This is a genomic window from Frigoribacterium sp. SL97 (assembly GCF_026625765.1).
In the GTDB taxonomy this organism is placed as follows: Bacteria; Actinomycetota; Actinomycetes; order Actinomycetales; family Microbacteriaceae; genus Frigoribacterium.
Genome location: NZ_CP113062.1, coordinates 2,411,774 through 2,436,672, shown reverse-complemented (window position 1 = coordinate 2,436,672; position 24,899 = coordinate 2,411,774). Strand labels below are relative to the sequence as shown.

Below are 24,899 nucleotides of genomic sequence, written 5' to 3'. Positions count from 1 at the left end.
GGGTCCGTGTCGTGGACCTCTGGACGGGTCGTTCTTAGTGTGAGGTGCATGAACGAGACACGGATCAGCGAACTCCGGACCCAGATGGGCTGGACCCAGGAACGCTTGGCAGATGAGAGCGGCGTCACCGTCCGCACCGTCCAGAGGCTCGAGGCCGGCAACGACGGGAGCCTCGACACTCTCTCGCGGGTGGCGACGGCGTTCGGTGTGCCGGTCCGCGATCTCTTCGTCGCCGTCTCCGAGGACGACTACGGCCGCTCAGTCACTGCCCTCGACGAGCGGACCACGCGCCAGCAGGAACGGCGGGGCCGTGTCGAGGAAGGCTTCCGGGCGCTGTATTACGGGGTGGGCGTGCTCGTCACGATCGCCGTAGTCGTCGCAGTCGCCACCGATGTCGTGCCGAACGTCGCCATCTTCTCGATCCCGGCCTACTGGGTCGCCGGGTGGCTGCTGTCGGCGTTCTTGTTCTTCGTCATCCTCAGCCCCTGCCTGGACCGTGCCTACCCTCTGTCGCGTGCTGGCACGGACGAGTCGACGAGCAGGTAGCACGGCGTCTGAGTAGGGAATCGCTTCGCGGACCAGTCCGTCAAGCTAGGCAGTCGTTCGAGACACGCACTCGGTCTAGGACTGCTTAACCCGGTCGGGGCACGCCGCCAGGTCATGCAGCGCCTACCGGGTTACCGAGGGAAGCGTTCGGCACCGGACATCGCAGAGGTGGGCAGGTTGTCCTTCGGGAGTGTTTCTCCCTCGGCCAGTGCGGTGATCCAGGCGTTTGTCGACTCGACGGCGGCGAAGTTCGAGTTCAACAAGGCCATGAGGGTCGTGTGGACGGTCTCCGCGTCGACGTGGCCGGCGTCGTTGCTGATGCTGATGGCTCCGGTCGCGTCAGAGAGGACCTCAGCGGCTATGCCGATGGTCTCTGCCTGGGCAGCGGAGGCGATGATGCAGTTGTTGGTCATGTAGCCGACGAGGGTGACAGTGTCGACGCTGTTCTCCCGAAGCCATTCGACGAGGTCGGTCCCGGCGAAGACGGAGCCGTACTGCTTCGTGGTGGCCTTCCAGGCGGGGGTGCGGCGCTGCTCGATCTCGGGGTGCAGTGCGAACCCGGGCAGGGTGGGGTTGAACACCGGGGCGTCGTCGCCGGCTGTGTGCTGGACGACGACGACGGGGATGCCGTTCGCTTCGGCGGCATCGATGGCGGCGATGATCCGCGGGAGCGAATCCGTCGGGGCGGGGTACTGGATCTCCAGCGGGCCGGTGAAGTACTCCTGCTGGATGTCGACGAGGACGAGGGCGCGAGCGGGCGTGGTCATGGTGTGCTCCTAACAGATCAACTTCGGGGGATGACAACGATCCTGCGGTGTTCACAGAACGTCTGCCATTGGCACGCGTGCACACTTACGATGATTCCAGGCCAACAGGAAGGGGCATCGTGAGGATCGCCATCCATGCGTTCGACGGTGTAACGATGTTCCATCTCGCCGTTCCCCAGATGGTTTTCGACGAAGTGAGGAGGCAGGGCCTCGCCGGCTGGGAAACGGTGCTCTTCGCCGACCGAGCGGGGTCGGTCCGGACGGCCGAGGGCTACGCCATCCGTGGCGTGCAAGGAGTCGACGCCACGTCGGACGCCGACGTCGTCGTCGTGCCCTCCTGGATCGCGGACGGCCGGGAACCCAGACCGATCCTCCGGCAAGCTCTGCTCGCAGCCCACGACCGCGGCGCCACCATCGCAGGCCTTTGCCTCGGGGCCATCGCCGTGGCGGACCTCGGCCTCCTCGACGGTCGCCGCGCCGTTACGCACTGGCATGCGATCGACGCCCTCGACCGAAAGCACCCGCGGGTCGATGTTGACCCCGACGTCCTCTACCTCGATCACGGGGACGTCATTACTTCGGCAGGAACAGCCTCGGGCATCGACGCGTGCCTGCACATCGTCCGGACCCGCCTGGGCGCCGAGGCCGCGAACAAGGTCGCCAGGAGCCTGGTCGTCGCCCCTCACCGCGAAGGTGGCCAGGCGCAGTTCATCGAGCGCCCGGTTCCTCAGGACGGGGCGGACGATCCGATCGCGCGAGCGACTGCCTGGGCACTGCAGAACCTCGGCGACGATCTGGGGGTCGACAAGCTCGCTGCCGCCGCCCACCAGAGTCGACGGACCTTCATCCGTGCCTTCCGGGCGGCCACCGGGTCCACACCCGCCGCGTGGGTCAGATCGCGCCGACTCGACGAGGCGCGACGCCTCCTGGAGGCATCGGAGCTTCCCATCGAACAAGTCGCCGCAGTATGTGGCTTCGGCAACGCCGTGACCTTGAGGCAGAATTTCGTCAGCACCTTCGGCAGCACCCCGTCGAGCTATCGCAAGCGCTTCGCGACGGTCGTCTGACGTTCCGCCTCTCTCTTTCTCGAGAAAGGGGACGACAGGTGCTTTCCCGTCGCGAGGTCAGGAGACCACATGCAACACCGGCGGTACGACGTAGCCCTCTTCGACATCGACGGAACGCTCTGCGACCCGGGCTCGGGCATCACGGACGCTGCAGCTCACGCCCTGGCCCAGATGGGCTTCGTCGAGAACGACCCCCTTGCTCTGCGTCGATTCGTCGGCCCGCCCCTGGAGCACTCGTTCCGTGATCTCTACGGGTTCGACGCGGCGGCTGTGACCGAAGCTGTCGGGCACTACCGCGAGCACTACGCAGACGCGGGGATCTCCCAGTACCGTCCGTACCCGGGCGTCGGCGAACTCCTCGAGCGCCTGCTCGCTGCCGGGGTCGAACTCGGCGTGGTGACGGCCAAGATCCAGGAATTCGCCGAGGGTGCCTTGCAGACGGCAGGACTCCGTTCCTCCTTCACGACGGTGCACGGTCGTGCTCCCGACGACGTGGTCGCCAAGGTCGTCACGCTCCGCCGCGCGATGCAATCGAGACGCGCTGCGCCGGAACAGGTAGTGATGATCGGCGATCGCGAGCACGACGTGGAAGCCGCCCTGGAGAACGGCGTCGACGTGATCGGCGTGCTCTACGGCTTCGGGACTGCCGATGAGCTCCACCGCGCGGGCGCACGGATGACGGCGGCCGCGCCTCGACGAGTAGGAGACCTCGTCCTGGGCGGGTCCGTCCCACAGTGACGACACGTGCCCCGCGGGCTTGCGTGCAAGCCCGCGGGCACCTGTCGCGACTCGCCCCGGAGCTGGCAACGACCTCGTCAGACGAGCGGAGATCGACGTTCGATGAGGATCGTGTCACGCCAGCGCCCAGCCTGAGGCCCGGCCAGGGGTGCGGCGATCCGCTCTCGTCGACCTACCACCCGGAACCCCAGCTCGGCGTGGAGCGCGAGGCTGGCCGTGTTCTCGGGAAACACCACGCCCTGCACGGTCCAGATGCCGGACGCTTCGGTCGACTCGACGAGGGCTCGGAGCAACGCTCGCACGACGCCCCGGCCCCGCGCGGCAGCGTCGACGTACACCGAGTGCTCGACAACGCCGCCGTAGACGGCCCGGCGAGACACGGGTGAGACAGCAGCCCAGCCGACGACGCGGCCGGAGGCTGAGGCCGCGACGATCCGATGCTCGGCGAGCCGAGAGGCGTCGAACTCGCCAGCAGTCGGGGGTGCCGACTCGAACGTCGCGTCGCCTCCGTCGATCCCTTGCTGGTAGATCGAGAGCACGGCAGGGAGGTCCGCCCCGCTCATCGCGCGGAGTGTGTACGTGTCGTCCATCGTGATCCCGTCGTTCAGCAGGCGGGGCGCTCCACCGTACTGAGCGTCAGCCCTGCAGGTCGATCAGCCACTGCTCGACGGAGCGAGGGCTGAGACCGAGGCGTTCCTGAGCGCTCGTCGACGGGTCGATCAGCTCGGACTCCTGTGTGGCGCGCGAGCGGTACGAGTCGACGACCGGGTCGGAGCCGGCCTTGCCGAAGAGCGGCTCGATCAGGCTCCCGAAGTCGTCGGGCTCCTGGGACTCGAAGTGCACTTCGCGCCCGAGCTGCGCTGCGAAGCCGGCCGCGAGGTCCGCTCCCCGCAGTCCGGGAAGGGCCCCGACCCCGACGACGCCGGTGACGGACGAGTCGGTGAGCAGCCGTGCGGCGACGTCCGCCACGTCGAGGTGCGAACTCCACGACACGGCGTAGTCCTCACGGATCGGGTACCGGAGCACGCCGTCCTTCTCGACGACGACCGTGACGGGAGGAAGCAGGAGGTTCTCGAGGAAGAGGCGCGGCGCGACGATCGCGACCGAGACACCGGTCGCCGTCAGCCCGGCGATCAGCGCGGCCACGGGGTTCTCGCCCGAGCCGTCGTCTTCGGCAGGATAGCCGCTGGTGGAGACGGCCACCCGGGCGGGCCGTGCCTTGTCGACGGCGGCGACGATGTTGCGGGCGTGAGCGAGCTGCTGCTCACCCGTGCCGATCGGCAGGTGGACGAAGACGCCGTCCACGCCCTCGTAGGAGGCCGCCAGCGATGCGACAGAGGTGAGGTCGACGGCGACGGCGGTGCCGTCTCCCGAGTAGGTGGAGGGGTCGCGGACAGCCGCGGCAACGGAGGCGCCGGACTTGGTGAGCGCGGCAACGACGGGGGAGCCCTGGGCGCCCGTGGCGCCGTGGATGAGATAGGTCATGAAACCATTAGTGCACCTGGTGCATCGGTTACGTCAACTGCACTAATAGCCTAAGCTCATTTTTCATGGCTTTCTGTGGGGATATCTGGCCCGAGTGCGGCATCGCGAAGTTCCTGACCCTGCTCGACGGCCCTTGGGCGACCCTCATCGTCCGGAACTTGCTCGAGGGGCCGGCGCGGTTCTCCGAGCTGAAGGAGTCGCTGCCGGGCATCAGCGCTCACACCCTGACGAACCGCCTCCGCAAGTTCGAAACGTCGGGCCTCGTCACCAGGACTATGTACGCCGAGATCCCTCCGAGGGTCGTCTACGAGCTGACCCCGACGGGCCTGGGTCTCCGGCCCGTGCTCGAGTCGATGAACGCCTGGGCCCTGGCCGTCCCTGCCGTCGCGGACACCGAGGACGACGCCTCGACGACGAACGCCCACCAGCGCGCGGTGTCGGCCATCTAGGCTGAGAGCCGGAACGAGCGGGAGGCGGCCACAGTGCAGTCGAGATGGGGACGCCTGGCGCGTGGCTCATCGGCGACCCTGGCGGCGGTGACCCTGGCGGCGTTCTCGCACGTCGCGGGTGGGGGTTCCTCTCCTGGCGTGCTCGGTGTCGTCCTCGCGATCGGACTCTCGCTGCCGCTGGGCGTCGCCCTGGCGGGACGAGGGCCGTCGCTCGTCCGGCTCTCGATCGTCGTCGCCGTCTCCCAGGCGGCTTTCCACCTCCTTTTCTCCCTGGGCGGAGGAGGCGTCGCTCGCGTCGACGTCTCAGGTGGCGGGCACCATGCGCACGAGGCCCTCGTGCTCGCGGCCGACACATCGATGTCGTCGGGCACGATGCCGGCCATGCACCACGGCGGCGCCATGTGGATCGCGCATGCCGCGGCTGCGCTCGTCACCGTCGTCGGTCTCTGGCGTGGCGAGAGCGCTGTCCGCGCTGCCGTCGGGCTGGCGGACCAGGTACTCCTCACCGTGATTACGGTCTCGGGGATCGCGGCGACCACAGCACCGCAGATCGTGCGGCACCTCGTGCCGCGAGTCGCACGGATCGTCCCCCATGCGCTCCGCGCCGCGGCGCCCGCCCAACCCCTCCGAGGGCCGCCGCTCCCCGCCTGATCCGAATTGATGCACGATGCGCCGAGAAGGCGCCTCGTGTGCTTCGCCGAAGCGTTCGCGCAGGCGAAGCTCCTCGCGCATCCTCGCCGTGGACGACGTCTCGGCCTGCGCCCGTCTGCGTCCCCGCGACCGGACGAGACCCCATGGACACTCCGGCACCCCGTGCCGACGAGAACGAGACGAGTCATCTTGTCGACAACACAGAATTCTGAGACCAAGCGCGAGCGACGGGAGTCGGCCCGCGAGAAGGCCCGCATTACCCGGGAGGCGGAGGCCAAGCGGCGGCGCCGCAACAAGTGGGCCCTGCAGGGCGGCCTCGTCGTGGGCGTCCTCGCGGTGCTGGCCGTCGTGGCCCTGGTGATCACCCGGTCGATCGCACCCGCGGGCCCCGGCCCCCTGAACATGGCGAGCGACGGGATCGTGCTCTCGGGAGACGGCACGACCGTCTCCGCCGTGTCGACGGACGCCACGCCTGCCGACGGCTCCCCCACGCCCTCGGCGCCGGGCACGGCCGAGAAGCCGAGCATCGTCGTCTACCTCGACTACATGTGCCCCTACTGCGGCCAGTTCGACACGACCAACGCCGAGCAGCTAGAGACCTGGGTCACCCAGGGCGCGGCCGACCTCGAGATCCACCCCCTCGGGTTCCTCGACAATGCGAGCCTCGGGTCGAAGTACTCGACCCGATCGGCGAACGCCCTGGCCTGCGTCGCGAACTACCAGCCCGACACGGCGCTCGACGTCAACACCGCCCTGTTCGCCCAGCAGCCGGCCGAGAACACCACTGGCCTGACGAACGACGAGCTGACCACGCTGGTGGCGGGCGCCGGTGCCGACGACCCTGACGTCGCCTCCTGCATCACCGACGGGCAGTTCACCGACTGGGTGGCATCCGCGACCGAGCGCGCGCTGAACGACCCGGTACCGAACTCCGACCTCGCCGCGGTGTCCGCAACGCCGACCGTGCTGGTCAACGGCCAGCAGTACCAGGGCTCGCCGACCGACGCCGCCGCGTTCGCGCAGTTCGTGGCGCAGGTGTCGGGTGGGGCGACGGGCACGGAGGCGCCGTGAGTTCCGCGGAACCCCGGGCCGTCGTGATTCTCGGGGGAGCCGACGCCCGGATAGGATCGAGCGATGACCGACAAGTCCGACACTCCCGCCAAGCGTTCTCGCGGCGAGCTCGAGAACGAGGTCATGCGAGCCCTCTGGCGTGCGGGCGCGCCCGCCTCAGCGAAAGAGGTCCAGGCGACCTTCGGGCTCGACGCGACGCCGGCCATCACGACCGTGCTCACGATCCTCGATCGGCTCCACAAGAAGGGGTCCGTCGTCAAGGCACCCGCGGGGGGCGGCGGATTCGTCTTCTCGGCGGCACAATCGGAGTCGGAGTCTGCGGCGAGCACGATGGTCTCCGCGCTCGTCGCGAGCAGCGACCGCAGCGCAGCGCTGCTGCGCTTCGCCGGGCAGCTCGACCCTCGCGACGTCGAGGCGCTACGGGCGGCGCTCGAGGCCGACTGACCCCTGGCCGGCTGACCCCCGGCCGACTCACCTCGGGCGGGGTGATCTAGATGGCGGTCGCCGTCACCGTTCTCGCCTGCATCGGGGCGTCGCTCGTGCTGATCGTCGGTGCACCTCTCGTACTGGCCCATGGCCGCTGGCGGTTCCGCTTCCCGCGGCTGGCCCTCGCCTCCTGGTACACCGCGTTCCTCGGCGGCATCGCCGCGGCTGCTCTCGGGCTCGTCAACTCGATGGCAGCGGTCGCGTTCTCTCGGGAGGCCCCGTCGGACCCGATGGGCGGTTGGTTCGCGTCGACGGTCCTCGTCGTGGTCGGTTGGGGTGGCCTCGTCGCCGTCGGGGGGCTGGTGGCGCTCGTCACGACGCGCTTCGAACCGCTCGCGGCGACGGACCGGGCCCTGCATCAGCAGATGGCGCTGGTGGCTGCCTGCCACCCGAGCACACGGGTGCGAGGGGTGGACGTGACCGTGGTGCCCTTCGACCGCGCCTTCGCGATGAGCATCCCGGCCCCGAGCAACCGCGTGCTCGTCACGACGGCGCTTGAGAGGGCTCTGACCGCTGTCGAAATGGCGGCGGTCGTCGAGCACGAGCGGACGCATCTGCGGCAACACCACGGCGTGATCGCGCAGCTCGCGCAGCTCAACAGGGCATGCACTCCGGGCCTGGCTGGAGCCCGTCACCTCGAGCGCACCACCAGGATGCTCGTCGAGCTCATCGCCGACGACGCGGCCGCGCGGCGCCTGGGAGCCGTACACACCGCCAACGCGCTGGTCAAGATGGCGCACCTGGCCGAGGACGAGTCGTTGACGCTCCGCGCTCGTCGCCTCGTGGACGCCAGCAACCGGCACGCACCCTCCCGCCGGCGGTCTCTGCTGGCGGTACGCATGCAGGGCTGACCGACGTCAGCGGAGGCGCATCACCCGCGAGGTGCGCCTCCGCCGCGGTTCGGCTCGAACGAGCGCAGTCGCAGGCTGTTCGACACGACGAGCACCGAAGACAGGGCCATCGTCGCCGCCGCGATCAGCGGGTTGAGCAAGCCGACCGCAGCCAGCGGGATGGCGAGGACGTTGTACCCGAACGCCCAGACCAGGTTGAGCCTGATCGTCCGGAGCGTCTGGCGTGACAGCTGGACGGCATCCACGACTACACGGAGGTCGTCCCTGACCAGGATGATGTCAGCGGCCTTCATCGCTATGTCGGTGCCCTGAACCATCGCGAGCCCCAGGTTGGAGGTAGCGAGGGCAGCGGAGTCGTTCACGCCGTCGCCCACCATCGCGACCCTGTGCCCGTCGGCCTGGAGGGCGGAGATCGCGGCGGCCTTGTCGGTTGGCAGGACGCCTGAGATGACGTCATCGACTCCGATGGCTGCTCCGACCGTCTGCGCCACGCCGTCCGTGTCCCCGGTCAGAAGCACCGTGCGCAGGCCGAGCGCCCGGAGTCCCGCGACCGCGGCGGGCGCGGACGGCTTGATGTCGTCGTGCACCCCGAACACTGCCGAGGCGACACCGTCGACAGCCAGCAGGACCGCGGAGGCGCCGGTCGAGCCGAGCCGTTCGACCGCCCCGGTGAGCACAGCGTCGAGCTCGATCCCGTTCTCGCGAAGAAGGCGGGCGTTGCCGATGAGGATCTGGTGGCCGTCGACGACGGCGCGGGCACCGAGGCCGGTCAGCGCCGTGAAGCCCTCGGGCGTGGACAGGGCACCGACCTCGGCGGACGCGGCCGCCGTGACGGCGCGGGCCACAGCGTGTTCCGAGGCGGTCTCGACGCTGCCGGCGAGGCGCAGCAGGGTCTCGCGATCGAGCGTCCCGGTGACGACGACGTCGACGACGCGCATGCCGCCGGTTGTGACGGTGCCGGTCTTGTCGAGGACGACGGTGTCGATGACGCCGCTCGCCTCGAGGGCGTCCTGTCCCTTGATGAGCACGCCGAGCTGCCCGCCGCGGCCGATGCCGACCATGAGCGCGGTCGGGGTGGCGAGGCCGAGCGCGCAGGGGCATGCGATGATCAGGACGGCGATGCCGTTGCCGACGGCCGTCGAGGCTTCAGCGCCGATCAGGAGCCAGACGGCGGTCACGATGACCGCGAGGGCGATCACGCAGGGCACGAAGACGGACGAGACCTTGTCGGCGAAGGTCTGCACCCCGGCCTTGCGCCTCTGGGCGTCCTCGGTGAGAGCCGCCATCTGGGCCAAGCGGGTGCGGGCGCCCACAGTGACGGCGGTGATCTCCAGACGTCCGGTGACGTTGACCGTGCCGCCGATGGCGGCGTCTCCCGGTGCGAGGTCTGCGGGGACGGACTCACCGGTCATGGCGCTGGTGTCGACGGTGGACGTCCCGGACGAGACGGTCCCGTCGACGGCGATCCGCTCGCCAGGGAGGACGACGACCGTGTCCCCGACACGGAGCTCGGCCGACGGCACGACACGCTCGGTGCCGTCGGCGTCACGGACGCGGGCCTGCCGGACGGCGAGGTTCCCGATGGCGTTCAGCACGTCGCCGGCGCGGCGGCGCGAGCGGGTCTCGAAGTAGCGCCCGCCGAGCTGGAACGTGACCATGCCGGCGGCGACGTCGAGGTAGATGGCATCGGCGCCGGCGGGGGTCACGCCGAAGCCGAGCCAGTAGCCCGGCTCGGTGCTCGGGGCAAAGACGAGCGTGTAGACGGCCCACCCGAAGGACACGATGCTGCCGAGCGAGACAAGGCTGTCCATGCCGAACGTGCCTCGACGGAGGCTGCGCCAGGTCGCCTTGTGGAACGGCCACGCCGCCCACGTGACGATGGGCACGGCCAGCAGGACGCAGACGAGCTGCCAGCCCGGGAACCGGAAACCAGGCACGAGCGCGAGCAGGATCGTCAGGTCGCAGAGCGGGATGGTGAGCAGCGCCGCCACGGCGAGTCGGCGACGCAGCGACGTGATCGTGGTCTCGGTGGCCCTGGCGGTCCAGCTGTCGTCGTCGCCCTGTCGCATCGCGGCGGCGTAGCCCGCCTTCTCGACCGCGGCGATGGCCGTGTCGACCTCTGCGGGGGCCAGCCCCGAGACGAGCGCGCGCTCGGTGGCGTAGTTTACCGAGGCGGTCACCCCGGGGAGCTTGTTGAGCTTCCGCTCCACGGCGTTCGCGCACGAAGCGCAGGTCATGCCGCCGACGTCGAGCTCGAAGTATGCCTCCGACGGGCCGGTGGTCGTGTCGACGACTGTCGTGGGCTGGGAGGTGGTGGTCACGTCTGGTCCTTCATCTCGGGCACCCGTTCGGCGGTCGCCGTCGTCTCGGGCGGTCCCGAGGGGGTGGTGCTCCGGCCGGAGAGCCGGTGGAGCATGTCGTTGTAGGCCTCGAAGCTGTCGTCGATGCCGCTGTCGAGGTGGCGGTCGACCCGCTTCGCGCGTCGGGAGTCCTGTCTCGACCACTGGGTGACGAGGGCGATTACGACTGCGATCAGGGGAAGCTCGCCGGCGGCCCAGGCGATGCCGCCGCCGACGTACTGGTCGTGGGCGAGATCGGTCATCCACCACTTGCCGATGTACTCGTAGTAATTCTGTGCGATCACGGTCTCGCTCGACATGATGACGACGCCGAAGAAGGCGTGGAACGGCATCGCGGCGAGGACGAGGCCGAGCTTGCCGATGTGGGGCAGCGGACGTGGCGGGTGGTCCACGCCGATGACGAGGCTGTAGAAGACGTAGCCGATGACGAGGAAGTCGAGGTTCATCAGCTGGTGTGACCAGTGGTACCTCAGTGCCTCCCCGAAGATCGGCGTCAGGTAGAGCAGGTAGTAGGTGCCGACGAACGAGACGAAGACGTGGACCGGGTGGTAGAACGCGTGGGTCAGGCGCCAGTTCAGCACCGCGGTGATCCACTCGTGCACGCCTGCGGGCTCGTTCCTCCGGTGCGCGGTGCTGGCTCGCAGGGCGAGCGTCACGACGCCGCCCATCACGAGCAGCAGCGGCCCGAGCATGTTGAGGGACATGTGCAGGATCATGTGCAGGCTGAAGGACACGCTGGAGTACTTGCCGAGGCCGGATGACGTCGTGAGGAACACCGTGGCCCAGCCGAGCACCCAGGCGATCGTGCGTCCCACGGGCCAGGCGTCGCCTCGCTGTCGGAGCCGTCGGACACCCCAGAGGTACAGGCCGATTCCTGCCGCGGTCAGGACGGCGAAGAGGATGTTGGGTCGCCACTCCAGGAGGAGCACGAGCGGGCTCGGCTCGCTGTCGACGTCGTAGCCGAGGAACACCTGGTCCACCGAGGTGGGGACGAAGTACTGAGGAGGCGGGATGCGCGTCATGGCGCTGGCGATCCCCAGGTGTGCAGAGAGCAGCAGGGCGGCGAGCGACGTGATCGTCCAGGTCGAGTGCTTTGGGGCGGCATCGGGTCGTGTCGCCCGCCAACCGAGCACGCCGAGGGCGCCGAGGAGGGCGAACCGCACCAGGAACAGCCACCCCGTCGCGCTCTCCCACGGAGCCGAGCCCGCCAGCATGAACGCGGCGATGACCACCTGGGTGCCCGCCGCGATCACGCCGGTAACGACCGCCGTCCACCGCAAGCGGCGGGCCTCGACGGTACCGAGGGCGTCTCCTCGCGCAGCAGCCCAGGCCGCCAGGAACACTAGCCCCGTGAGGATGGTCGTGGCGGGTGTGCCGATGATGGCAGCGTCGCCGCCGAAGTCGTGTTGCGGTCCGACCAGGACCTGCCCGACGACGACAGGGGCGAGGACGGCGATGAGGCTGAGGGCGAGCATGACGAGAAGCGGCTGCCATGTGCCCAGGAAGTTCGCCATCAGGTAGATGGTCCACGCGACGACAGCTGCTACCACCCACGCGCCGGGCAAGTAGGAGGCGGACATCAGGTACGAGAGCGAGCCAGGCTCCAGCAGTCGGTCGAGCGATTGTCCGCTGGCGTCTGCGGCGTCGACGGCCGCGAGGCTGGTCGCGCTGAGGGCCCAGAGGAGCGAGGCCCACCGGATGGTGCCGAGGTCACGACCGTTGTCGACGACGAGCCGGCGTGCGCCCGAGCGTGCTCGGACGAAGGCGGCGAAGAACAAGGCGCCCACCGTCACGGAGCTGGCGCACTCGGCCACGACCCGGAGCAGGCCGCTCGTCAGGGACGTGACGAGGTCGGGCACAGGTCGGTGCAGGGACTCGTACCCGGACGGGCCCATCACGACGACGGTCACGACGACTGCAAGCAGCGGGATGCCGACGAAAACGGAGCCGAAGGCCGTGCGTCGATCGCGAGTTCGCTGGGCGAGGTCGGCTGCCGGTTGTGGCGAGACCGTCTCAGCCATCGACGACGGTGTAGCCCGCCTCCTCGACCGCCTCGCGGACAGCCTCGGGATCGGGCGCAGAGGTGCTGGTCACGGAGAGCAGGCCCGTCACGTGGTCGGCTGTCACTGTCTCGACACCGACGACATCGCCCACCTCCCCGGCGACTCGCTTCTCGCAGTGCTCGCAGGTCATGCCGGCGACGGTGAACGTGGTCTGCACAGGGGTCCTCTCAAATGGAGGCCTCCCGGTCGACGCCTCACGCACCCCCTACTCTACGTGCTGTAGAACGCCGTGGGTAGCGTGTTCTCTCGACGTCGACCGGTCCCTCAGCGAGCGATCGAGAATGCTCCGACCGCCGAGAGACTGGCGCCGACCTCGGCGTCGCTCAGCTCGCGCGTGCCGTGCGCGGTGACCGTCGAGGTCTTCCCGGGGGCGAGGTCGACGTCGACCGAGTCGACGCCGTCGAGGCCGGTGAGAGTCTCGGTGACCGTCGTCACGCAGCCGTTGCAGGTGAGGCCGTTCACGGGCCCTGTCCAAGTGGTCATCATGCATCCCTTTCCATCGTGGGCCGCGCGGGCGTGATGCGCGAGCGGTCGTCGGCAGTCTCGTCCGACATCTCGCGACTCGGCTGTGTGATCAGACCGAGCCGAAGAACTTGCGCAGGCGCGGGACTCTGCGGATGAGCAGCTGGTCCAGTGCCAGCACGAGGATCAGGGACAGCCCGAAGACCGGCAGGAAGAGCCCCAGGGCCACCATCGCGACGAGCAGGACCCTGCTGCTCCAGACGGGGAGCGCTGCCCGGGGGGCCGAGAGCCCGGCGGCGCGTCCTCGACGGGTCCACCACATGAGCGGTCCCGAGATACAGAGGAACATCACGGCGAGGCAGAAGAGCACCGTGAGCACCGTGTTGACGGTGCCGAAGCGACGTCCCTCGTGCAGCGCGACGCCGTGTGACACCGTCTTGGCGGTGGCGCTGAAGTCGTCGTAGCCGTAGGTGCCGGCGACGTCGCCGGTGTACTGGTCGACGTGGACGGTCTTCTCGAGGGCCACGTCGGACTCGGAGGCGTTGCCGTTGTCGTTCCACTGGCTGCCCATCACGCTGAAGACGCCGTCGTCCCCCTCTGGGTAGACGATCGAGTACGGCTCGGGCGCGCCTTCATGGCGAGCGGCGTCGACGGCCTCGTCGATCGAGATTATCGGGCCCGCGCCCTGGCTCGTCCCCAGAGGGCCGCCCGCGATCGCCCAGCCGGCCGGTGCTGTCGTGCCGTTGGTGTCCTCGATCAGGTCGCCGAGGGTCGACTCGGCGCCGGGGTCCGCGCCCCACAGGGATCCTCCGTCGCCCGCTGCGACCTGCTCGGCAAGGGATCCCCAGACGCCCGTCCACGGCAGGCCAGAGACGACCAGCATCAGGATGCCCAGCCCGACCGGCAGGCCGGCGATCGCGTGCATGCCACGCAGCCTGGAGCCCGGCACCTTCTTCGCCCGAGCAGCGCCTTGGGGGCGGCGACCCAGGAAGAAGATGATGAACCCCGTGACGGTCAGGACGATCGCCCAGCTGGCCCCGAGCTCGACGATCCGGTCGCCGATCTGCTCGTCGCCCAGCAGGAGGTCGCCGTGGATTCGCTCGGCCCAGTTCGAGACGAGCTCGTTCTCGGTCAGGTCCCCCGTCACGGTGGTCGAGTACGGGTCGACGTAGACGTTGCTCCCGACGCCGTCGGCGCTTTCCGTGACGAAGACGGTCGAACGGTCGCCGGTCGCGTCCACGACGGAGAGGATCTCCCTGTCCGGGAAGGCCTCCCGGACAGCGGCCTCCTGGCTCGACAGGGAGGCGCGCTCTGCGCCGTCGGGGGCGGTGACGGTGAGGACGCCGGGATGGGTGAACGAGTCGACCTCGGCTCGGAACATGTAGGTCAGGCCCGAGATCGAGAGGATGAACAGGACCGGGATGACGATGATGGAACCGTAGAAGTGCCACCGCCAGAAAGCGGCGAACCAGTTCGTCGGACGCTTGCCTGGACGGCCCGCTCGGCCTGTCGGTCTGTTCGGGACGTCGGCCCCGGTGCGGCGGTCCATCTCGGTCGCGGTCATGCCAGCCTCTCGGTCGGGACCGGGGTCGTCCGGTCGTCGAGTTGGCACTCTACAAGATGTAGAACTAGCCTGGCGACGTGATCGACTACCCCTGGAACATCGTCCTGACCATCGCCTTCGCGTTCACCTTCGTGATCTGTGTGGGGGACGCCCTGGTGGGAAGGCTCCGTGCCACGGATCGGCGAGCAGCCATCACCGACGGCGAGCTAGTCGACGTCAACCACGGCGTCATGAGCATCGCCATGATCGCCATGACCTGGTTCTTCGCGATGGACGTCGTGACCTGGGCGCAGGTCCTCTTGTTCGTGATCCTCGGCCTCTCGCTCGTGCCGCCCCTCCTGCGCGCGTCGTCCCGGCGTGGGCGCATCGACCTCGTGGGCCACGTCGCGCTGGACGCGGCCATGATCTGGATGCTCGCCGCGATGCCGTTGCTGATGGCCGGTGCCATGAGTGCCGGCGGCGGATCGATCCACGCCGAGCACGCCGGAGCGGATACCGGTGCTGACATGCTGATGGCGACCCCGATCTGGGCCGACGTCGTCAACGTCCTCTTCGTCGTAGTCTCAGCGGCCGCGGCCCTCTGGTGGCTCGTGCAGATGTTCATCAGCCGAGGGCACCGCGTCCACCTGCTCTGCCACGTCGTGATGGCCGCGGGCATGGCGTGGATGCTCGTCCTGATGAACGTGTAGAGAACACCTCACGCCGCCCAAGGCCCAGGCCCACGGGCCCGCGTGACCGCCCACGGCTCACACGTCTAGTTCGAGGACGGAAGAGAGCGACCGCGAGCAGCAGGTGTTGATGTGGGTCCCTGCGGTGTGGTCCGCCTCCGTCTGGAAATCGTCCCGATGATCGGGGACGCCGGCGAGCACGGCGGTCAGGCACGACCCGCAATGACCCTGGCCACAGGAACGGTAGGTCTCATAGCCTCGCCGCTCCAGGGCCTCCGCAAGGGACTCGTCCGCCCCGACCTCGATCCTCTCGCCCGTCGAGCGGGCCACGACGGTGAAGCTCCGATCGCCGTCTCGTGGCGTCTCGGCGGGTGGGTCGAAGCTCTCGGATCGCACCTGGTCCGCCCGCCAGCCCGCCGCGAGGGCGCGGTCCCGGGCCACGCTGACGAAGCCCGCGGGCCCGCAGGCGTACACCGCGCCTCCGTCGTCGACCGTCTCGAGCGACCGTGGCCAGCTCGTCCGAAAGGAGTCGCCTTCGTCGCTGTGGTGCAGGGTGACGCGATCACGCCAGGGGCTGGCGGTGAGGACGGCGAGGAGGGGGAGGGCGTCGGCGTCGCGGGACCAGGCGTGGAGCTCGAAAGGCGTGCCCCACCGGTGCAGTTGCTCGGCCATCGTCACGAACGGCGTGATGCCCACACCTCCTGCCAGGAGGACCGCCATCGAGTCCGACCGGCCGAGGGGGAACGTGTTGCGGGGCCTCGACACGTCGACCACGTCGCCCACGGTGAGCCGCTCGTGCACCGCCGCCGAGCCGCCGCGACCGTTCGGGTCGTGGCGCACGCAGACGAGGTACCTCGCCGTGTCGTCGCCGTGGCTGACGAGTGAGTACTGGCGCACGAGGCGCTCGTCGAGGTGGAGGTCGACGTGCGCCCCGGCCTCGAAGGTCTCGAGCTCCTGGTCCGGATGCACGGGCCGGAGCTCGACGAGGAGCGCGTCGCGGGCCGCCCGGGTGATGTCGTGCACGCGTACTGACTGTCTTGCAGGCCGGGTCATTCCCCGAGTCGAGGAGCTGGGCGTCCGGCGGGCGCGCAGGGCCCGGAACAGCGGCGGGGTCACGACGGGTCTCTCGGTGCTCGACGCGTTCGAGCGAATCGGGAGGCGAGCCGGTCGGCGAGGTGCCTCAGGGAGGCGACGTCGTCGCCGAGGGTCACGGCCCGCGGGTCGTCGTCGTCCGGCGTGGGTCGAGCGAGCACCAACACGATCAAGACGGCGATGGCGACCACCTGTGTGAGGCTCGTCGCCGTGTCGAGCCACGGGAGGTGGTCGACCTCGTTGGCGGTGGTCATCGATGCTCCCTCGAATCGTTCGTCGGTGTCGTCGCGACGGTGTTCTACAGAATGTAGTTCAAGGTCGAGAAGTGTTGCGCGAGCCTCTTCTACGATACGTAGAATAGACGTCATCACCGACTGAAGGAGTCCCATGCGGCCCACTGTCCGACGCGTCCTCTCCGGAACCGGGGCAGCGGCCGCGCTCCTGCTCCTGACCACCGCGTGCACTGCCACGGGCGACGAGGCGACGCCCGCGAGTCCGCCTGCCGGTGCGACGTCGACTGACGCGACGTCGAGCGCATACCCCCTCACCCTCGAGAACTGCGGTCGACAGATCACCATCGACGCCCCGCCGGAGCGTGTGGTGAGCCTGTGGCAGTCGAACACGGAGGCGCTCCTCGCCCTGGGCCTGGGCGACCGGATCGTCGCGGTCCAGGAGAACTACGCGCCGTATCCCGAGTCGGTCGCGTCGCAGGCGACCGGGCTCAAGAACGTCGGCAGCGAGATGGGCTTCCCCTCGAAGGAGGTCCTCCTCAGCGAGAAGCCCGACTTCGTGACCGGTCAGGTCCTCGACGGCTTCGCGTTCGACGCCTCGCAGGGCTACGCATCCGTCGAGCAGCTCGAACAGGCCGGGGCGGCCGTCTACGGCGCCAACCTCTGCGGCTCGACCGACTCGCAGAGCACCGAGACCTGGAACATCGAGTCCGTCGAGAAGACGCTCCGCGACTACGGGACGATCTTCGACGTCGCCGACAGGGCCGACGAGGTCGTCGCGGAGCTCGAGGCTGACAGGTCGGCCGTCGTCTCGGCCGTCGAGGACGAGCCGATCACCAGGACGGCCTACTTCAACGGCGGGACCGGCCCGGTGATCGTCCTCGCGGGTGGCATCTACGACGACCTGATCACCACCGCGGGAGGTGAGAACGTCTTCTCGTCGGACTCCGTCTACGTCAGCAAGGAGGAGTTCGCCGCCTCCGACGCGGACGTCGTCCTGGTGGGGACCTTCCCCGGACAGGACTTCGCGTCCCAGAAGGCGTTCCTCGAGGAGAACTTCCCCGACTTGCCCGCCGTGCAGGCCGGCAAGATCACCGAGGTGCCCACGCAGGAGACTGACTCCTCCATCTCGGTCATGGTCGGGCTGACGAAGATCGCCAACGCGATCCACCCCGACCTGAAGCTCCCGGTTCCCTCGTCGTGAGCGAAGGGGCCGCCGTGACTCGGCGACCGGCTCCCCGTCGCCCGAAGCTGATGGTCGGCGCGCTCGTCGCCGCCTGCCTCGTCGCCGTCGTCCTGTCCGTGGCTGTCGGCAGCGTCGGCATCGCGCCGAGTCGAGTCCTCGAGGTCGTCGGCGGGCGCCTGGCGCCGTGGGCCCTCGGCCAGGTCGACGGTCTCGACGACCAGATCGTGTGGGTGTTCCGTCTTCCTCGCGCCCTGCTCGGCCTCGTCGTCGGAGCGGCCCTCGCGGTCGCGGGTGCCGTCCTCCAAGCCGTCGTGCGGAACCCCCTGGCAGACCCGTTCGTGTTCGGTGTCTCGTCGGGCGCCTCCGTCGCCGCGGTCGCAGCGCTCACCCTCACGACCGGTGCCCTCGCCTCCGTGTCCACACCGCTGGCCGCTTTCGTTGGAGCTCTCGTCGCGACACTCCTCGTCTTCGTGCTCGCCCAGCAGGGAGGGCGCGTCACACCGAACAGGCTGCTGCTCGCGGGCGTCGCGTTGTCGTACCTGCTGAGCTCCGTCACGAGCTACCTCGTCCTCCGGTCGAGCGGCACGAACCAGGGCGTCGGGCCGGTGCTCTCGTGGCTCGCCGGCAGCCTCGCCGCGGCGACCTGGAGCGACCTGGGTGTGCCGGCCCTCGTGCTGGTCGCGTCGACGGCCGTGCTGGTGCTCCTCGCTCCCGTCCTCAACGCGTTCCTCACCGGTGACGAGACGGCCGCGAGCCTAGGTGTCGACGTCGGCCGGGTGCGACTGGGGTTGTTCGTCATCACCTCGTTGCTCGTCGGCGTCGTCGTGGCGGTCAGCGGCTCCATCGGGTTCGTCGGACTCGTCGTGCCGCACGCCGTCCGCATGGTGATCGGCTCCGACCACCGCTGGGTGCTTCCTGCGTCCGCTCTCGCCGGGGGGCTCCTCCTGGTGCTGGTGGACATCGGTGCCCGGCTGCTTCTCGCGCCGACCGAGGTGCCGGTCGGCCTCCTCACCTCCGTCGTCGGTGCACCGTTCTTCCTCTGGCTGTTGCGCCGCTCCGGGCGGAGCGGACGATGAGCGTCAGGGCAGGCGGAGCGCTCCGCGTCGAAGGCGTCAGCGTCGACCTCGCCGGACGCCGGATCATCGAAGAGGTGGCCTTGAGTGCCCACGGGAACGTCGTCGGCCTCGTGGGCCCGAACGGGAGCGGCAAGTCGACGCTCCTGCGGACGATCTACCGCATGCTGCGGCCGGCCAAGGGGACCGTGCTCGCCGAGGATCGTGACGTGTGGTCGATGTCGGCCAAGGAGGCGGCGCGCATCACCGCAGCGGTCGTCCAGGACAGCCCCGTCGACCTCGAACTCACCGTCGTCGACTGCGTCACGACCGGACGCCTACCGCACGGCAGCTTGCTCGGATCGGGCCGTGCCGAGGACGGGCGAGTCGTCGAGCTGGCGATGAGGAGGGCCGGTGTCGAGGACTTCGCCGACCGTGGCATGAGCACGCTCTCGGGTGGAGAACGGCAACGCGTGCAGCTCGCCCGCGCGCTCGCGCAGGAGCCGCGGCTCCTCGTTCTCGACGAGCCCACCAATCATCTCGACATCCGACACCAGCTCCAGCTGCTCGCTCTCGTCCGGGCGCTCGACGTCACGACCCTGGTCACGCTGCACGACCTGAACCTCGCGGCGTCCTACTGCGACGAGATCGTCGTGCTCGAACACGGCCGGGTCGTCGCCTCGGGACTGCCGGGCGAGGTCTTCACCCCGCAGCTGCTGCAGCGCGTGTTCGGCGTCCGCGCCGACACGCTCGTCAACCCGCTCACCGGCCGCCTCCAGCTCGTCTACGCGGACAGCTGACGGCCGACCCCGACCGGTCACGACCACTACGAGAAGGAGAACCACACGTGAACGACGAACTCGACGACACCGCCGAGACTGCGGCGCTGCCCGGACACACGGCAGGGAACGACCCGACCGGGAGCACCTTGTTCAGCGTGGTCGGCGACGACCCCGCCAAGCAGGACGCCATCGACCGTTCGATCGCCGCTCACCACACCCTCGCCGCGCGGCCCGGGATGCGCTTCGCCACGGGCAAGACGATCCTGATCGTCCTGCACCCCGGCTTCGAGCTTCTCGACGTCGTCGGTCCTTTCCACTTTCTGGCAGCGACGGGCGCGGACGTGCACTTCGTCACGACGGGCTCCGCGGATGAAGCGGTGCTGAGCAGCAGCGGTGTGGCCCTGGTGCCCGCGCTGGCGCTCCACGACATGCGTGTCGCCCCGGAAGTCCTCCTCGTGCCCGGTGGCGACACGGGCATCCTCCTCCGTGACGCCCGTGCCATGGCCGACCTGCGACGCCTCGGCGACCAGGCGACCTACGTCACCAGCGTCTGCTCCGGCTCGATCGCTCTCGCCGCCGCAGGCCTCCTCGAGGGACGACGTGCGACGTCGCACTGGTCCGTCCGGCACCTCCTGGCCGGCTACGGCGCCGTCGAGGTGAATGAGCGCGTGGTGGAGGACGGCAACCGGCTGACCGCGGCGGGAGTCACCGCGGGGATGGACCTCGCCATCAAGCTGGTCTCGTACCTGTGCGGGGACGAGATGGCACGCTTCGCCGTTCTGGGCGCCGAGTACGCCCCCGAGCCCCCAATCGACACGGGCACTCCCGAGAAGGCCGGCCCGGCACTGACCGACCTCTCTCGCGACTTCCTCGCACCGCTCGTCGAAGAGCTCCGCGCCCCCGCACGCTGACACTGCACGGGCATCCGTTCGCCATGCGGCGCACGGTGTGTCGACGTGGAGGAATCCGCGTGTCGCTGTGTTCTACAACTTGTAGAGTCAATCATTCCCTCTGAAGAAAGGCCTTCCCATGCACTTCGCCAGATCACGTACCGCGCTGGCCCTCGGATCACTCGTCACCCTCACCGCCCTGGTGGGGTGCTCGGCCACTACGTCTCCTGCCGATTCAGCCGGCCCGGTCGGCGACGGGACGACGCTCACCGGCGGGCCGACGTCGTATCCCCTCAGCGTCGAGAACTGCGGCCTCACCCAGACGTTCGACGAGCGGCCCTCTCGAGTCGTCCTGATGAACGGAGCGTCGGTCTCCGAGGTGGAATCACTCGTGATGCTCGATCTCGAGGACACGATCCTCGCGAACACCCAGAACTACGGCATGTCCGACATGCCGGGACTGGTCGAGCAGATCGACGCGCTCCCGACGGGAGACGTCGACATGGCCGGCAGTTTCGAGATCCCCGCCGAGCAGCTCCTCGCGCTCGAGCCGGACCTCGTCATCGCGACGACCTCGGGAGGGTTCGACCCGAGTTCCGGTCAGTCGTCACGGGAGGAGCTCGCCGAGGCGGGCATCGAGACCCTCGTCAACCCTGCCAACTGCGCCATGGGCAAGGAGGACGCGACAGAGGAAGAACTCGGCGCGTTCGACGAGGCCACCGTGGAGTCGTCCTTCGATTTTCTCAACTTGGTCGGCAACGTCTTCGACGTGCAGGACGAGGCGCAGGTCCTCGTGGATGACCTGCGCGGTCAGATCGACGCCGTGTCGGCAGCCGTCGAGGGCAAGGAAGAGCCCACGGGGCTGATCGTGTTCCCCGGCATGTCGATGATGACGCCCAACGGGATGCCCGCCGTGTTCCTCGGGGGGATCTTCGACGACGTCCTCGCCCGCGCAGGGGTCTCGGGCGCACTGAAGGACAGCGGGTTGACCTTCACCTCGGCCATCGACGAAGAGCAGCTATCCTCCGCCGATGTGGACATCCTGGTCGTCGGCGGGTTCACTCGGGGAGAAGACCTCGACGCTGAGGCGGCAGCGCTCTTCGCCGAGTACCCGCAGTGGGACGCAGCCAAGAACAACAGCTACGTGACCGTGTCGGACGGGGTGTACGTCGGGCCGACGAACGCCGCCGCGATCGACAAGATCGCTCGCGCTGCGCACCCCGACGCCTTCTGATCGGCCGGGGCTCGTGGAGGTTCGTACGTCGCCGACGCGACAGGGCTCGCTGCTCGCGTGGATGGTCGTCCTGGCCGCCGCGACGACCGTCGTCGCCGTCGTGGCGGTCTCGATCGGCAGCGTCTCCGTGAGCCCCGAGGCGGTCGTGCGGACCGTCGTCGGCAACCTCAGCGGGGACAGGGGCTCGATCGATCCCCTCGACCAGAGGATCATCTGGGAGCTGCGAGCTCCCCGGGTCGTCCTCGCCGGGATCGTCGGGGCATCCTTCGCCCTCGCGGGGGCAGCTCTCCAGGGGCTGCTCCGCAACCCCCTGGCGGACCCGTACATCATCGGGGTGTCTTCGGGCGCCTCCTTCGGGGCCGTCCTGGTGATGGCCTTCGGGTCGGCCGCCCTGCTGGGCGTCACGACCTCCGTCGCCGCCTTCGTCGGGGCGATCGGGCTGCTCGGACTGGTCTTCGCGTTCGCGCAGCGGTCTGGCTCGTTCACCGACATGAGGCTCGTGCTGTCGGGGGTCGCCCTGGGCTACGTCGCCATGGCCGGCACGAGCTTCGTCCAGCTCCACGCGGATCCCGGTGAGCTGCGAGGCATCCTGTTCTGGATGATGGGAAGTGTCGCCGGGGCACGGTGGTCGGCCTTGGTCCTGCCCGCGGTGGTCCTCGTCGTCGCGGGGGCGTGGTTGCTCGCTCAGTCGCGAGGCCTGAACGCTCTCGCACTCGGCGACGACGACGCCACCGCAGTCGGCGTCGACCTGCGGCGCACCCGACTCGGGCTGCTGCTGGTCTCGGCAGTCCTCACGGCGGTGGCGGTGAGCGTGGCCGGGGGAGTGGGCTTCGTCGGCCTCATCATCCCGCACGCGATGCGGCTGCTCGTCGGGTCAGACCACAGGCGCCTGCTGCCGGTTTCGGCGATCGCGGGGGCGCTGTTCCTCATCCTCGTCGATCTCGTCGCACGCACTGTCGGCAGCCCCAACGAGTACCCGCTCACCGTGTTCACCGCCCTCATCGGCGGCCCCTTCTTCCTCTGGCTGATGAACTCCGAGGGGAAGCGAGCATGAGGGTCTCCCTCGACCACGTCACCATCAGCCTGGGCGGACGCCCGTTCATCCACGACCTGAGCCTCGAGGTGGAGCAGGGCTCGTTCGTCGCGATCGTGGGCCCGAACGGCTCGGGGAAGTCGACCCTCCTCCGCGCGATGTATCGAGCCCTGCAGCCCGATTCGGGAAGCATCCTCATCGGTGACACCGACGTCTCGACGATCACCCCTCGCCACGCCGCACGACTCCGCGCAGTCGTCACCCAGCACCAGACGACGAACGACAGCCTCCTCGTCCGAGACGTGATCGCGACCGGACGCCATGCTCACCAGAGATGGTTCGCCGTGGAGTCCGCGGCGGACCGCGAGATCATGCGGCTGTGCCTCGAGAAATGCGGCGCCGTGCACCTCCTCGACCGTCGCTACCTGACGCTCTCCGGTGGCGAGCGTCAGAGAGTGCTCCTCGCCAGGGCCCTGGCCCAGGACGCGCCTGTGCTCCTGCTCGACGAGCCCACCAACCACCTCGACGTCCGGGCGCAGCACGACCTGCTCGCCCTCCTCGAGGACGTCGACCTGACCAGGGTCGTCGTGCTGCACGACCTGGACCACGCCGTCGCCCACGCCGATCATCTGTTCGTCGTGCACGAAGGGCGCATCCGCGCCTCCGGGCACCCCGTTCAGGTGCTCACTTCAGGGCTCACGGAAGAAGTCTTCGGCTGCCGTTCGGCGATCACCGAGCACCCGTTGACCGGGCGCCCGCACCTCGTCACGGCGCCGGTGGGCCGGTGACGAGAAGGCCTGGTGTGCCCCTGCTCGGCAGCTCCCGACCCGGTCAGGACTCGAGATCCGTGACGATGTCCTTCACGGTCTGGATGAACGCGGAGATGTCGTCGTCGGTCATCGCGAGGGAGAGTGACAGTTCTCCACGGGCGACCGGGAAGAAACCACGGTTTGCCAGCTCCAGAGAGAGCGCTTGCGTCCTCTCCGCATCGACCTTGTGCCAGTAGTCGCGGTGCGTCGTGACCTGCTGGCCAGGCTCGTTGCAGTAGGCGTAGGCGAGGGACGAAAAACCCCGGCCGAAGATGGTGAAGGGGCTGTTCCGTTCTGCCGCCCAGGAGCTCAGGTCGGCGAGGATGCGCCCGGCCATGGAGTTGAGGCGGTCGTAGGCGGCCATGTCGAGCGCACGCATGCACGCGATGCCGGCGACCAGGGCGAGGCGATGACCGTGGTGAGTGCCCGAGATGGCGACCCGTCCGGTCTCGAGCACGCTCATGATGTCGGCTCGCCCTCCGACGGCGCCCAGCGGCAGGCCGCCCCCGATGATCTTGCCCATGACCGTCAGGTCGCCCTCGACGCCGTAGACGCTCTGCAGGCCGTGGTAAGCCGCCCTGAGGTTCGCGGTCTCGTCGATGACGAGGACGATGCCGAGCTCGTTGGTGACACGGCGCAGCATGTGCACGAACTCGTCAGAGAGCATCACGTGGCCGCCGGCTCCTGACTCCAGCTCGACGAAGACGCAAGCGAGGTCGGCTCCGTGCTCACGCAAGATGCGCTCGGTCCCGACGAGGTCGTTCTGCGTGAGGACCACAACGAGATCGACGGTCTGCTGCGGCACGCCGGAATCGTCCGCGACCGGTCGCGGATTCCCGTCCGTCCCGTACTCAGGTGCCTCGTGCGTGTGCACGGACACACTGACGGGGTCGGTGAACCCGTGGTAACCGCCCTCGAACTTCGCGATCTTGGTCCTGCCCGTGTAAGCCCGCGCGATGCGCGCCGCGGTCATCACCGACTCGGAAGCCGAGCACGAGAACTGCACCTTCTCGACCGATGCGATGCGGTCGATCAGGATCGCCGCGAGTTCGGCCTCCTCCGAGACCGGATTCCCGAACGAGGCCCCGCTGGGGATCGCTGCGATCAGGGCATCGGAGATGGCCTCGTGGCCGTGTCCCAGGATGTTCACGGTGAAGTTGTTGTTGAAGTCCATCAGGCGATGGCCGTCAACCGTGTCGATGAAGGCCCCGTTGCCGCCTGTGACGAAGACGGCGTGCGGACCGAAGTTGAAGGACGTACGGCTGTAGCCCCCGGGGATGAGCCCCTTGCCGTGTTCGGTGGCGCGGGCCGACGCGGCAAACCGTTCGGTGAACCTCTGGGTGGCGGACTCGAGGGTGAGCAT

27 protein-coding genes are annotated in these 24,899 nt (G+C 69.0%); 16 read left to right on the top strand and 11 right to left on the bottom strand.

Annotated features, from left to right (window positions below; all coding sequences use genetic code 11):
• The first annotated feature begins 48 nt into the window (after positions 1–48).
• On the top strand, positions 49–546 hold the full coding sequence (locus OVA02_RS12040) for a helix-turn-helix transcriptional regulator (RefSeq protein ID WP_267658562.1): 498 nt from the start codon (positions 49–51) through the stop codon (positions 544–546).
• Between the two features lie 131 nt (positions 547–677).
• Here OVA02_RS12040 and OVA02_RS12035 read toward each other — a convergent pair whose 3' ends face one another.
• Complete coding sequence (locus OVA02_RS12035; RefSeq protein ID WP_267658561.1) at positions 678–1,313, bottom strand: isochorismatase family protein; 636 nt, start codon at positions 1,311–1,313, stop codon at positions 678–680.
• 47 nt (positions 1,314–1,360) lie between these two features.
• Between OVA02_RS12035 and OVA02_RS12030 the strand changes: the two genes are divergently transcribed.
• On the top strand, positions 1,361–2,380 hold the full coding sequence (locus OVA02_RS12030; protein ID WP_324289740.1) for a GlxA family transcriptional regulator: 1,020 nt from the start codon (positions 1,361–1,363) through the stop codon (positions 2,378–2,380).
• A 69-nt stretch (positions 2,381–2,449) separates the two neighbouring features.
• Positions 2,450–3,118: an HAD hydrolase-like protein gene (locus OVA02_RS12025; protein WP_267658560.1), complete on the top strand. Its 669-nt coding sequence runs from the start codon at positions 2,450–2,452 to the stop codon at positions 3,116–3,118.
• A 77-nt stretch (positions 3,119–3,195) separates the two neighbouring features.
• On the opposite strand, the gene OVA02_RS12020 is transcribed toward OVA02_RS12025, so the two are convergent.
• Both OVA02_RS12020 and OVA02_RS12015 read right to left on the bottom strand, forming a co-directional pair.
• Complete coding sequence (locus OVA02_RS12020; protein WP_267658559.1) at positions 3,196–3,681, bottom strand: GNAT family N-acetyltransferase; 486 nt, start codon at positions 3,679–3,681, stop codon at positions 3,196–3,198.
• Positions 3,682–3,754: 73 nt separating this feature from the next.
• A complete protein-coding gene (locus tag OVA02_RS12015) occupies positions 3,755–4,603 on the bottom strand; it encodes an SDR family oxidoreductase (protein ID WP_267658558.1) in 849 nt (282 codons plus the stop codon).
• 65 nt (positions 4,604–4,668) lie between these two features.
• Here OVA02_RS12015 and OVA02_RS12010 point away from each other — a divergent pair, with 65 nt between their 5' ends.
• The 5 genes from OVA02_RS12010 to OVA02_RS11990 all read left to right on the top strand — a co-directional run bounded on the left by OVA02_RS12010 (position 4,669) and on the right by OVA02_RS11990 (position 8,111).
• A complete protein-coding gene (locus OVA02_RS12010; protein ID WP_267658557.1) occupies positions 4,669–5,052 on the top strand; it encodes a winged helix-turn-helix transcriptional regulator in 384 nt (127 codons plus the stop codon).
• A 138-nt stretch (positions 5,053–5,190) separates the two neighbouring features.
• Positions 5,191–5,703 (top strand): hypothetical protein, encoded by a 513-nt coding sequence (locus tag OVA02_RS12005; protein ID WP_267658556.1) that lies wholly within the window; start codon positions 5,191–5,193, stop codon positions 5,701–5,703.
• 189 nt (positions 5,704–5,892) lie between these two features.
• The gene (locus tag OVA02_RS12000) at positions 5,893–6,774 is read left to right on the top strand and encodes a DsbA family protein (protein ID WP_267658555.1); all 882 of its coding nucleotides are present in this window, start codon (positions 5,893–5,895) and stop codon (positions 6,772–6,774) included.
• Between the two features lie 63 nt (positions 6,775–6,837).
• Entirely contained in the window at positions 6,838–7,218 is a 381-nt protein-coding gene (locus OVA02_RS11995) for a BlaI/MecI/CopY family transcriptional regulator (protein ID WP_267658554.1), read from the top strand.
• Positions 7,219–7,268: 50 nt separating this feature from the next.
• The gene (locus tag OVA02_RS11990) at positions 7,269–8,111 is read left to right on the top strand and encodes a M56 family metallopeptidase (RefSeq protein ID WP_267658553.1); all 843 of its coding nucleotides are present in this window, start codon (positions 7,269–7,271) and stop codon (positions 8,109–8,111) included.
• 20 nt (positions 8,112–8,131) lie between these two features.
• Here OVA02_RS11990 and OVA02_RS11985 read toward each other — a convergent pair whose 3' ends face one another.
• The 5 genes from OVA02_RS11985 to OVA02_RS11965 form a co-directional block, all read right to left on the bottom strand.
• Entirely contained in the window at positions 8,132–10,432 is a 2,301-nt protein-coding gene (locus OVA02_RS11985; protein WP_267658552.1) for a heavy metal translocating P-type ATPase, read from the bottom strand.
• A complete protein-coding gene (locus OVA02_RS11980) occupies positions 10,429–12,492 on the bottom strand; it encodes a cytochrome c oxidase assembly protein (protein WP_267658551.1) in 2,064 nt (687 codons plus the stop codon). The genes OVA02_RS11985 and OVA02_RS11980 overlap by 4 nt, the downstream gene beginning before the upstream one ends.
• Complete coding sequence (locus tag OVA02_RS11975) at positions 12,485–12,691, bottom strand: heavy-metal-associated domain-containing protein (RefSeq protein WP_192128433.1); 207 nt, start codon at positions 12,689–12,691, stop codon at positions 12,485–12,487. Before OVA02_RS11975 ends, OVA02_RS11980 begins: the two co-directional genes overlap by 8 nt.
• Positions 12,692–12,798: 107 nt before the next feature.
• On the bottom strand, positions 12,799–13,017 hold the full coding sequence (locus tag OVA02_RS11970) for a heavy-metal-associated domain-containing protein (RefSeq protein ID WP_244637981.1): 219 nt from the start codon (positions 13,015–13,017) through the stop codon (positions 12,799–12,801).
• Positions 13,018–13,108: 91 nt separating this feature from the next.
• Positions 13,109–14,560 (bottom strand): PepSY-associated TM helix domain-containing protein, encoded by a 1,452-nt coding sequence (locus OVA02_RS11965; RefSeq protein WP_267658550.1) that lies wholly within the window; start codon positions 14,558–14,560, stop codon positions 13,109–13,111.
• A 77-nt stretch (positions 14,561–14,637) separates the two neighbouring features.
• On the opposite strand from OVA02_RS11965, the gene OVA02_RS11960 reads away from it, so the two are divergent.
• On the top strand, positions 14,638–15,249 hold the full coding sequence (locus OVA02_RS11960; RefSeq protein WP_267658549.1) for a DUF5134 domain-containing protein: 612 nt from the start codon (positions 14,638–14,640) through the stop codon (positions 15,247–15,249).
• Positions 15,250–15,306: 57 nt separating this feature from the next.
• Here the strand turns inward: OVA02_RS11960 and OVA02_RS11955 are convergent, their stop codons facing one another.
• Entirely contained in the window at positions 15,307–16,251 is a 945-nt protein-coding gene (locus OVA02_RS11955) for a PDR/VanB family oxidoreductase (RefSeq protein ID WP_192042481.1), read from the bottom strand.
• A gap of 89 nt (positions 16,252–16,340) precedes the next feature.
• Positions 16,341–16,943, bottom strand: coding sequence for a hypothetical protein (locus tag OVA02_RS11950; RefSeq protein WP_267658548.1), 603 nt, complete (start codon positions 16,941–16,943; stop codon positions 16,341–16,343).
• On the opposite strand from OVA02_RS11950, the gene OVA02_RS11945 reads away from it, so the two are divergent.
• The 7 genes from OVA02_RS11945 to OVA02_RS11915 all read left to right on the top strand — a co-directional run bounded on the left by OVA02_RS11945 (position 16,921) and on the right by OVA02_RS11915 (position 23,515).
• Complete coding sequence (locus tag OVA02_RS11945; protein WP_192042483.1) at positions 16,921–17,754, top strand: ABC transporter substrate-binding protein; 834 nt, start codon at positions 16,921–16,923, stop codon at positions 17,752–17,754. The two genes, OVA02_RS11950 and OVA02_RS11945, sit on opposite strands and share 23 nt — an antisense overlap.
• Positions 17,755–17,768: 14 nt before the next feature.
• Positions 17,769–18,812, top strand: a complete 1,044-nt coding sequence (locus OVA02_RS11940; protein ID WP_267658547.1) for a FecCD family ABC transporter permease — start codon at positions 17,769–17,771, stop codon at positions 18,810–18,812.
• Positions 18,809–19,588, top strand: a complete 780-nt coding sequence (locus tag OVA02_RS11935) for an ABC transporter ATP-binding protein (protein ID WP_192120286.1) — start codon at positions 18,809–18,811, stop codon at positions 19,586–19,588. The genes OVA02_RS11940 and OVA02_RS11935 overlap by 4 nt, the downstream gene beginning before the upstream one ends.
• A gap of 47 nt (positions 19,589–19,635) precedes the next feature.
• Positions 19,636–20,481, top strand: coding sequence for a DJ-1/PfpI family protein (locus OVA02_RS11930; protein ID WP_267658546.1), 846 nt, complete (start codon positions 19,636–19,638; stop codon positions 20,479–20,481).
• Positions 20,482–20,599: 118 nt separating this feature from the next.
• Positions 20,600–21,694 (top strand): ABC transporter substrate-binding protein, encoded by a 1,095-nt coding sequence (locus OVA02_RS11925; RefSeq protein ID WP_192120290.1) that lies wholly within the window; start codon positions 20,600–20,602, stop codon positions 21,692–21,694.
• Between the two features lie 13 nt (positions 21,695–21,707).
• A complete protein-coding gene (locus OVA02_RS11920) occupies positions 21,708–22,748 on the top strand; it encodes a FecCD family ABC transporter permease (RefSeq protein ID WP_267658545.1) in 1,041 nt (346 codons plus the stop codon).
• The gene (locus OVA02_RS11915; RefSeq protein ID WP_192042487.1) at positions 22,745–23,515 is read left to right on the top strand and encodes an ABC transporter ATP-binding protein; all 771 of its coding nucleotides are present in this window, start codon (positions 22,745–22,747) and stop codon (positions 23,513–23,515) included. Before OVA02_RS11920 ends, OVA02_RS11915 begins: the two co-directional genes overlap by 4 nt.
• A gap of 43 nt (positions 23,516–23,558) precedes the next feature.
• Here OVA02_RS11915 and OVA02_RS11910 read toward each other — a convergent pair whose 3' ends face one another.
• Positions 23,559–24,899: an aspartate aminotransferase family protein gene (locus tag OVA02_RS11910; RefSeq protein ID WP_267658544.1), complete on the bottom strand. Its 1,341-nt coding sequence runs from the start codon at positions 24,897–24,899 to the stop codon at positions 23,559–23,561.

Excerpts from the sequence above, each read along its gene's own strand:
- OVA02_RS12035 (WP_267658561.1), bottom strand. The coding sequence starts at position 1,313 with ATGACCACGCCCGCTCGCGCCCTCGTCCTCGTCGACATCCAGCAGGAG.
- OVA02_RS11995 (WP_267658554.1), top strand. The coding sequence starts at position 6,838 with ATGACCGACAAGTCCGACACTCCCGCCAAGCGTTCTCGCGGCGAGCTC.
- OVA02_RS11990 (WP_267658553.1), top strand. The coding sequence starts at position 7,269 with ATGGCGGTCGCCGTCACCGTTCTCGCCTGCATCGGGGCGTCGCTCGTG.
- OVA02_RS11980 (WP_267658551.1), bottom strand. The coding sequence starts at position 12,492 with ATGGCTGAGACGGTCTCGCCACAACCGGCAGCCGACCTCGCCCAGCGA.
- OVA02_RS11910 (WP_267658544.1), bottom strand. The coding sequence starts at position 24,899 with ATGCTCACCCTCGAGTCCGCCACCCAGAGGTTCACCGAACGGTTTGCC.
- OVA02_RS12025 (WP_267658560.1), top strand. The coding sequence starts at position 2,450 with ATGCAACACCGGCGGTACGACGTAGCCCTCTTCGACATCGACGGAACG.
- OVA02_RS11965 (WP_267658550.1), bottom strand. The coding sequence starts at position 14,560 with ATGACCGCGACCGAGATGGACCGCCGCACCGGGGCCGACGTCCCGAAC.
- OVA02_RS11925 (WP_192120290.1), top strand. The coding sequence starts at position 20,600 with ATGCACTTCGCCAGATCACGTACCGCGCTGGCCCTCGGATCACTCGTC.
- OVA02_RS12020 (WP_267658559.1), bottom strand. The coding sequence starts at position 3,681 with ATGAGCGGGGCGGACCTCCCTGCCGTGCTCTCGATCTACCAGCAAGGG.
- OVA02_RS12010 (WP_267658557.1), top strand. The coding sequence starts at position 4,669 with ATGGCTTTCTGTGGGGATATCTGGCCCGAGTGCGGCATCGCGAAGTTC.
- OVA02_RS11935 (WP_192120286.1), top strand. The coding sequence starts at position 18,809 with ATGAGCGTCAGGGCAGGCGGAGCGCTCCGCGTCGAAGGCGTCAGCGTC.
- OVA02_RS12040 (WP_267658562.1), top strand. The coding sequence starts at position 49 with ATGAACGAGACACGGATCAGCGAACTCCGGACCCAGATGGGCTGGACC.
- OVA02_RS11915 (WP_192042487.1), top strand. The coding sequence starts at position 22,745 with ATGAGGGTCTCCCTCGACCACGTCACCATCAGCCTGGGCGGACGCCCG.
- OVA02_RS11970 (WP_244637981.1), bottom strand. The coding sequence starts at position 13,017 with ATGACCACTTGGACAGGGCCCGTGAACGGCCTCACCTGCAACGGCTGC.
- OVA02_RS12015 (WP_267658558.1), bottom strand. The coding sequence starts at position 4,603 with ATGACCTATCTCATCCACGGCGCCACGGGCGCCCAGGGCTCCCCCGTC.